Annotated in this window: 1 protein-coding gene; it reads left to right on the top strand. The window is 69.8% G+C overall.

The genetic code is table 11. The features are described 5' to 3' along the window. The first annotated feature begins 122 nt into the window (after positions 1–122). The gene (locus ACYF6T_RS44425) at positions 123–1,505 is read left to right on the top strand and encodes an IS1380 family transposase (protein ID WP_461703686.1); all 1,383 of its coding nucleotides are present in this window, start codon (positions 123–125) and stop codon (positions 1,503–1,505) included. Positions 1,506–1,665 lie beyond the last annotated feature (160 nt).

Below are 1,665 nucleotides of genomic sequence, written 5' to 3'. Positions count from 1 at the left end.
CCTCGCGCTTTCACGAACGAGCCTGTCCGAAGTGTGATCAAGAAGGTGAGGAGTGCCTCTGACCTGGGACGATGGGACTTGTCTAGGGTCCTGGTCGTCGTCAAGAAAGCTGCACTCCTCAGGTGAAGAAGCGTATCGGGTCGTATCCGTGTGTCCGCGTTGAGGGCGGCGGTCGTGCAGTGGTCAGCCAGGCCGGTGGCGTGCTGCTGGTCGAGACGGTCCGCAAGACCGGGCTGGACCAGGCGATATCGGCGGCCCTGACGCCGTGGCGGAAGCAACGGGCGGTGCATGATCCGGGGAAGATCCTGCTGGATGTGGCCCTCGCGGTCGCGCTCGGCGGGGACTGCCTGGCCGATGTCGGGATGCTGCGAGCGGAGCCGGGCGTGTTCGGGCCGGTGGCCTCCGATCCGACGGTCTCCCGCCTGGTCGACACCCTGGCCGCGGCCGGACCGAGGGCCGTGGGGGCGATCCGGGCCGCGCGAGCCCACGTCCGCCAACGTGTGTGGAAGTTGGCTGGTTCCTCGGCGCCGGATGCCGGCGGGCAGGTGATCGTGGATCTGGACGGGGTGCTCGTGCTGGCGCACTCGGAGAAGCAGGACGCCGCTGCGACCTGGAAGAAGACCTTCGGGCACCATCCGCTGATGGGCTTCGTCGACCACGGCCGGGGCGGCAGCGGCGAGCCGGTCGCGGGACTGTTGCGACCCGGCAACGCGGGCAGCAACACCGCCGCCGACCACATCACCACGGCCCAACTCGCGCTGGCCCAGCTGCCCAAACACCATCGACGTGGCCGGCGGACACTCATCCGTACCGACTCCGGCGGTGGCACCCATGAGTTCGTGGCCTGGCTCTCCGCCCGCGGCCGGTGGCTGTCGTACTCGGTCGGCATGACCATCACCGACGCCATCCACCAGGCCGTCTTGAAGGTCCCCGCGTCCGCGTGGACACCGGCCGTCGAGCCGGACGGCGAGGTCCGCGATGGCGCCTGGGTGGCCGAACTCGACGCCGGCAGCGACTGTCTGAAGGGCTGGCCCAAGGGGATGCGGCTGATCGTCCGCAAGGAACGCCCGCACCCGGGCGCCCAGTTGCGCTTCACCGACGCCGACGGGCTGCGTTTGACCTGCTTCGCCACCAACACCACCGGCCAGAAGATCGCCCGGCTGGAGTTGCGGCACCGCCAGCGGGCCCGCGCCGAGGACCGCATCCGCGCCGCCCGCTCAACCGGCCTGCGCAACCTGCCCCTCCACGATGCCGCGCAGAATCAGATCTGGCTGGAGATCGTCCAGATTGCCCTGGACCTGCTGGCCTGGATGCCGATGCTTGCCCTGACCGGCACCGCCCGGCTCTGGGAGCCCCGCCGCCTGCGACTCCGCTTGCTCTCCGCCGCCGCCCATTTGGTCACCACCGCCCGCCGCCGGCATCTCAGGTTCGCCCGCCACTGGCCCTGGACCGATGTGATCACCGAGGCTATCCAGCGACTCGCAGCCCTTCCGAACCCCGGCTGACCAGCACGTTCCCGTCCCTACAAGTAGCACCGCCCCACCGGAGCCGTGGAACCCGGCGCCCACCCGACGCGATAGTCGGGCCGCCGTCACACCCGAAAAACACCGCCGAACGCAGATCGGCCGCCAGCAAGACCTGACGGCCAATCACGAAAGATCGAGG

It is taken from the genome of Streptomyces sp. 7R007, from assembly GCF_054850255.1.
This window is presented reverse-complemented; position numbering and strand designations above follow the sequence as displayed.